The sequence below is a fragment of the Pseudalkalibacillus salsuginis genome, assembly GCF_021646685.1.
Classification (GTDB): domain Bacteria; phylum Bacillota; class Bacilli; order Bacillales; family Fictibacillaceae; genus Pseudalkalibacillus; species Pseudalkalibacillus salsuginis.
Genome location: NZ_JAKJHW010000005.1, coordinates 288,247 through 295,037 on the forward strand (window position 1 = coordinate 288,247; position 6,791 = coordinate 295,037).

Consider the following 6,791-nt stretch of genomic DNA (forward strand, 5'->3'; position numbering starts at 1 on the left):
GGACCAGAAACACATACATATACGGGTATTATGAGGATCCTTTGGCATATTCCTGGGTCGGACGTTTCACACGGCCTCGGTAATCTGCTTTTTTTTATGAATAATGTGCAGAGGAGAATGAAAAACATGTTCAAAAAATGGACCGCAACGATCAGTGCAGCCTCACTTTTACTATTTGGAGCTCCACCTGCTGCGTTTGCGAACACAGATGACGCTATCCCAACAGTAGACGTTTCAGACGAATCATCAGCAGAGCAAGAAATCACAACTGGAGAAGAGGGTACGACAGAAGAGGAAGTAACAGAAAATGAAGAGTCTTCTTCAGAAGAGGGTACTGAAGAAGAAGCAATGGAAGATGAAAATACTGAAGAAGTAGAAGAACCATCACTATTACCAGGTTACTTTTTCTATTTTGTAAAAAAGATGGCCGAGAATGTACGCTTAGCTGTTACATTTGATGAATATGAAGAGGCAAAAATTCTGGCAGACATCGCAGCCACTCGTATTGCAGAAGCGAATGCACTATTTGCGGCCGGAGAAGATGAATTGGCTCAAAAGACGCTTGAGGAAGCCTTGATTGCCCAGGAAGCCGCCATGAAAAAATCAGGGGAAGCAGAGTCTTTAGAAGAAACAGAAGAAGGTGCAGAGGGCGATGATTCCGCTAAAGAAACAACAGAAGCCGAGGGAGCTACTGAAGAAAAAGGAACTGAGAATGAAGAGAGTTCTGAAGAAGACGAGCTTCAGGTAAAATTGTCACAAAACATCGATGCCCTGCTTGGTGCTCTTGTAAAAGTACCAAACCCTAATGCTCAAGCTGCCTTAATGAGAAATGTTCAAAAAGCCTTCGAAAAGCTCGATCACAAAATCGCAAAGCTTGAAGATAAAAATAGTGAAGACCTTGGTCAAGAGGAAGAAGCTGGTGAAGAAGCAGAGGTTCTTGTAGAAGAAGAATCTGAACAACCAGCCGAAGAAAAAGTTGCAAAATCTGAGGATCAAGCTGGGAAAGCTGAAGAACAAACAAAAAAGCGAGTTGTAAAAGCTGAAGAAAAGAGCGAGAAAGCTCAAGAAAAACATGTGGAAGCGAAAAAAAATGATGAAAAAGCCAAGAAAAACCAAGGGGAAGCCAACGAAGAACGTGTAAAACCCACCAAAGATCATGACAGTGTTAAAAATGGTCAGAAGGATAAAGAACACGGAAATAAAGGCAACGATAAAGATAGTGGAAAAGACAACGGAAAAGGTAACGGTAACGGCCGAAACTAATCCCGGCTACATAAGGAGACCTTAACGCACACTACTGCACGGGTCTCCTTCTTTTTATTTGAATTTAAATGCGTACCTACACACGTACCAGGCACCAACCACAACCCCAAGGCCCTCAAGGGTTCTCAAAGTGTACCAGGCACCAACCACCATCCCAACGCCCTCAAGGGTTCTCGAAACGTACCTGGCACGTAAAAATGGCACGTAAAAATGGCACGTAAAAATGGCACGTAAAAATAGCACGTAAAAAGAACCCTTGCTGCATAAGGGTTCTTAAAATGTACCGGATACAGTATTAGGCTACAGGGTTAGACGGAGATTCCGTTACGGGGTACGGGTTGGTGGATGCCTGTCCCTTTTAAGAAGGTTGCTTTGACCCGTTTGGATTTTAATAAATATGGGATCAAGACCAAGGCTGAAACCAGTGAACCGATCTGCTGTCTATAGGATTGGTTTTTAATATATACAAGCATTTCGTCAGAGATAGGAAGTGAGCTGAAAATCCAGTTGGTGATGAATCCATCAGCGATTGCATAAACTGTCACGCCAGTCAGAAAGCTGATCATAAACTTCGGAAACGACGGGCTTTTTTTGAACAATAGCCAAAGTGCAATCAATGATAAGATGATGATGACATAATCGACCCCTGCACCGATAAAAAAAGTAGGGGCAAACCATGCGTGATAAATCGGGTTACCTTGTTCAGTCAGCAAACTCCATGCCGGCGTATCATAAACAGTCATGTAACTTTGGTATAGAGCGTAGAGGCGAAGGATCGGAACCAATAAAAGACCTGCAACAATCAAAATCAACCATCCAGCGATCCCTTCGTGTTTTGATCCCATAATGATCTCCTTTCAATTCCCTAAATCTACTATTTAATACCCTGAACCGAACAAGCAGAAACTAGAGCATATGACCCGAATTTCAGCTTCTTTTATATACTTCATATTTCCCTGAATCTTCAAACCCAAGTTTTCGTAAAATCGGTTCTGAGGTGCCTTTCCGAGCTTGAGTGACCAGCCAGTTGCTTCCGTAAGAACTCGCAAGCTCCATACGTTTTGCTAAAAGAGCTCGGTAAATCCCTTGCCTCCGGTACTCTGATAAAACACCGGTCCCTGCTAGATACGCCGCTTCGCCATCCCCACTGAATCGATATCCTGCATATGCAACTGGGTGCTCTTCGTCCATGACAATCAAAAATCCGCCTCTGCTTTTAGAATCCCTCAAGTATTCAAGCCTTTGCCGGACCAACATTTCTTTTGTCCTGTCTTCATATCCCCAAATTTTTGCAGCTACATCTACATAATGTCTGACATCCTGTTCATCAACTACACTCCGAACCGTATAAGGCAGATTAACTTTTTCCCATCGGCCAACGGCTTTCACGAGTCCATAGTAAGTGTCCTCCTGTACAAGCCCCAACGACTGGACTTTTAAAACTAAATCCTCAGGTGATGAATCAGGCCCGATCCACCAAGAGAAAGGCTTCTCCTGATAGAAGGCCTGTATCTCCCTGAATAATGCTAAGAACACTTCCTCAGATTCTGCGGACACTTTTACAACTTTGTTCGATAAAATACTCGAAGAGCCTTCCGTTCTGTACATCCATATTTCCGGACGTTCCACAAACCCAACATTGTCTGGGACTTCCTCATGATCCCACATCACTCCACGTACATATTCCCACAATTGTTCCATTGGTGTTGAAACCTCTTTTCTCTAACTAAAAGTCACTTCGTTTCAAGTCTTAAACTTCCTGCAACATAAACTTTACAATTAAGGAAGAATAGTGCCAACTCAACTATTTACATAAATTGTAAACGGGATAATGGTCACTTTACCTCCGTTTTCAGCGAACTGATAAATGTAATGAAGTTGGGGAGGTTTTACTAGTGGAGAAAACACTTGATAAACCTAAAGGGAAATTTTTTGAAGAGATTCATTTTCTACGGGCATTTGCTTGTATCGGGGTAGTTCTTGTACACCTTAGTGCAAGCTACTATAATCAGCATGGCCAGACCTACAATTGGCTGACATTTGCCTTGAATCAGCTGGGGCGTTTCGGGACACCGACATTTGCCTTGATCAGCGGGTTTTTATTATTCCACCAGGTAAAAGCAAAAGGGTTTGATTTTCAAAGATTTTTAAAATCACGATTCACAAAAATCATAATGCCGTTTGTCGTTTGGAGTGTTTTTTACCTTCTGATCAAAGTAATAGTATTGAATGCAACCTTGCCATCTGGGCAAGATTTTATAGAATCTTTCTTGATGGGAGCGTCTTTTTATCATTTGTACTTCATGGTGATCGTCATCCAATTTTATTTGGTTTTCCCCATGCTACAGGTAATTAAAACAAAGTTTTTATGGATGATTGCTTTGGTAGCCTCATTTACAATAAGTGCATTTTTTATAAATCTATCGCATTTCATATCTGTTCAAGAAGGTTTGGGGGCTCTTTTGAGTAATCGTGTATTCATTTTTACATGGATTTTTTACTTTATATTCGGCGGGTTTTTAGCCTATTATTGGCGTTCAGTAACAAAGCTTGTGACCAGCCAGGCTATATTACTATTGTTAGTAGCAATGGTTTACGTACTAGCGATTTATGAATATCAGATAATGGGTTCGATCCCTTCAAACCGAATGACGAATCTAATTAATATTCCATTATTAAGCATAGCTGTCATTGGGCTGTTCCCGGTTATCCAGAGCAGACGATTGCTTTATGGTCCTTTGAAATTGATCGGAACACTATCCATGGGGATCTACCTCGTCCACCCTTTGGTATTGTTGTTTTTGAATCAAGTTTTACCACACACCGCATGGGCGACCAGAGGATTTCCGATCATGTATATACTGGTGATGCTGCTCTCAATCGGAATCGTCCAGGCAATCCGAAAGTTGTCATTTGTGCAGTATATCATTCCGGTACCCCGCATGCAGAACAAATGAATAGAAGGCTAAAAAGACTCTTTTTCCAGGGTCTTTTTTTATGCTTTCAACAGGTTTCATTATATAGGAAAAATAAAGAAGATAATGGTATTATAGAGAGGTGAGCCAAGGTTAAGGGGGGATAGACTTGCGCAAATCAATATTCATTCTAATTTGTCTCGTTTTTAGTCTTGTCGGTTGCTCTGATAAACCGAAGCCTGAAACAACGTTTGAAGGTTATATGAAGGCTTGGGAAAAACAGGACTATGCTAAAATGTACAGTCTTTTATCTGAGGAATCGAAAAAGCAGATTACAGAGGAGAAGTTTGTTGAGCGGTACACGAACATTTATGAAGGTATTAATATGAGTAATTTGAAAGCTACTTATAAATTACCAGAGGAAGAGAAGAAATACGACGAAGAGGATAAGCCGACGTTCGATTATACGGTGAAAATGGATACACTCGCTGGCCCGCTCGAGACTTCCTATCAAGCTGAGCTTGTCCATGAAAAAAGTGAAGACAATGAGAAATGGGCAATCAATTGGAGTCCATCGATGATTTTCACTGGTATGGAAGAGGGAGATACCATTTCAGCCACAACGATTGAACCTGAACGTGGTGAGATTTTTGATGTGAATGGTGAGGGGCTTGCGATCAATGGTGTGGTTCAAGAGGTTGGTCTTGTCCCATCCTGGCTGAAAGAAGATAAGGAAGAGGTAAAAGAAAAGCTTTCAAAATTGATCGATGTACCTGTTGAGGAGATCGACAAAGCATTGAATCAATCCTGGGTCCAACCAGATTCTTTTGTCCCACTTGGTGTGGTGGCAGATGATGAACGGGAGAAAATCGAAGCGATACGCCCGCTTAACGGGACCAAATTCCAGGAAAAAAAAGCCCGGGTCTATCCGTTGAAAGCGGCCGCAGCTCATTTGACAGGCTATGTCGGCGCTGTAAATGCTGATGAGTTGGAGAAAAAGAAAGACGAGGGATATACGGTTCAAGACATCATAGGAAAAACTGGTCTTGAAAGAGCACTTGAAGAAGAATTGAGGGGCCAACCTGGGGGCCAAATCGTCATCAAGGGTGCAGATGGCACAACAAAAGATATGCTTGCTAAAAACGAACCGGTTAACGGCAAAGATTTTACACTAACAATCGATTCAGCTGTCCAGTCATCGCTTTTTAAACAAATGTTGAAAGACGAAGGTTCAGCAGCTGCGCTTAACCCGACCACCGGGGAAGTCTTAGCGCTTGTCAGTACACCTTCCTATGACCCGAACCTGGGGGTGACTGGTGAAAAGTACAACAACCTTATAAACGATCCTTCTGCACCGTTGAGGAATCGTTTCAGCAACACGTATGCACCAGGATCCACATTCAAGCCGATTACTGCTGCAATTGGACTTGAAACAGGAGCAATCGACCCTGCCGCAGAAAAGAAGATCCCGGCGAACAACCGCTGGCAAAGGGATTCCTGGGGTGGAAATCATTACATCACTCGTGTCCCAAGTCCGGACACGCAAGTCAATTTACAGGATGCACTTGTCCGCTCGGATAATATCTATTTTGCAATGGCAATGCTGGATATTGGAGGGGATGCGTTTTTACAAGAATCCAAGAAGTTCGGATTTGATGAAAAAATTCCATTCCCACTAGGCATCGAATCTTCCAAAATCACAAAGGGGGGTTTTGCGAGTGAAGGCCAATTGGCGGATAGTGGATATGGGCAGGGACAGGTGGAAATGAGCACACTTCATCTGGGGCTGACATATACGCCTTTTATTACTAAAGGGACGATGGTCAAACCGATTCTTTTTACGGATGAAGAAAAATCACAAACGTGGAAAGAGAATGTGATCAGTGAGGAGACCGCGAACACGGTTGAGAAGGATCTCATTCAAGTGGTTGAAAGCCCAAATGGAACAGCGAACGATGTGAAGCTTGCCAATGTGAAAATGGCAGGCAAAACAGGTACGGCAGAGTTGAAAAAATCGAAGGATGATAAAGAGGGGACGGAAAACGGCTGGTTCGTCGCCTGGAATACTGAAAACCCTTCGCTTCTCGTATCGGTAATGATCGAAGACGTTAAAAAACGCGGGGGCAGTCATTACGTCACACCGAAAGTCAAGAAGGTGTTCGAAGATATCCTCGTAAGCGAATGAACACCTTACTATATGTCGGAAAATGAAAGCGGACTATAGTATGTCTCCGCCCGAATCATGTGAGTTTGTGGCTGGGGAAATTCAGGTTTTTTGGTCAAATGTTGTATAAAATGAAGAGAAGAGTCTGACAGATGTAAGCGATCGGAGTAAAAAAGCAGCCAGCTAGTATTGTAAAGAGTCCCGTTTTTCGGGTGCACATATCTCATAAATGACATTAGAAATGTCCTGTGAATTGACACAGGACATTTTGGTTGTGCGCCCGGCATGTGCACACGCTCTAGGGTTCAAGTCCCGAACGGTGAAGGTCGTTGTAGCCGTTAGCTGAAGGTAAGGGTGTCCGGGACGACCCGGAATCTGAAGGAAGCCGGAGGCAAATCTCCGACCCGAGGAACACGAATCTCATACAAGGCTGTTTTTCTGGGATGAGA

Annotated in this window: 5 protein-coding genes; 3 read left to right on the forward strand and 2 right to left on the reverse strand. The window is 42.9% G+C overall.

What is annotated here, in order from left to right:
* The first annotated feature begins 126 nt into the window (after window positions 1–126).
* Window positions 127–1,263: a DUF5667 domain-containing protein gene (locus L1611_RS14710; protein WP_236314366.1), complete on the forward strand. Its 1,137-nt coding sequence runs from the start codon at window positions 127–129 to the stop codon at window positions 1,261–1,263.
* Window positions 1,264–1,571: 308 nt separating this feature from the next.
* On the opposite strand, the gene L1611_RS14715 is transcribed toward L1611_RS14710, so the two are convergent.
* Together L1611_RS14715 and L1611_RS14720 are read right to left on the reverse strand one after the other, a co-directional pair.
* Complete coding sequence (locus tag L1611_RS14715) at window positions 1,572–2,108, reverse strand: DUF2569 domain-containing protein (protein ID WP_236314368.1); 537 nt, start codon at window positions 2,106–2,108, stop codon at window positions 1,572–1,574.
* Between the two features lie 82 nt (window positions 2,109–2,190).
* Window positions 2,191–2,964, reverse strand: a complete 774-nt coding sequence (locus L1611_RS14720) for a GNAT family N-acetyltransferase (RefSeq protein ID WP_236314370.1) — start codon at window positions 2,962–2,964, stop codon at window positions 2,191–2,193.
* A 194-nt stretch (window positions 2,965–3,158) separates the two neighbouring features.
* On the opposite strand from L1611_RS14720, the gene L1611_RS14725 reads away from it, so the two are divergent.
* Both L1611_RS14725 and L1611_RS14730 read left to right on the forward strand, forming a co-directional pair.
* A complete protein-coding gene (locus L1611_RS14725; protein ID WP_236314372.1) occupies window positions 3,159–4,220 on the forward strand; it encodes an acyltransferase in 1,062 nt (353 codons plus the stop codon).
* A 127-nt stretch (window positions 4,221–4,347) separates the two neighbouring features.
* Entirely contained in the window at window positions 4,348–6,363 is a 2,016-nt protein-coding gene (locus L1611_RS14730) for a penicillin-binding transpeptidase domain-containing protein (protein WP_236314374.1), read from the forward strand.
* Window positions 6,364–6,791: the final 428 nt, after the last annotated feature.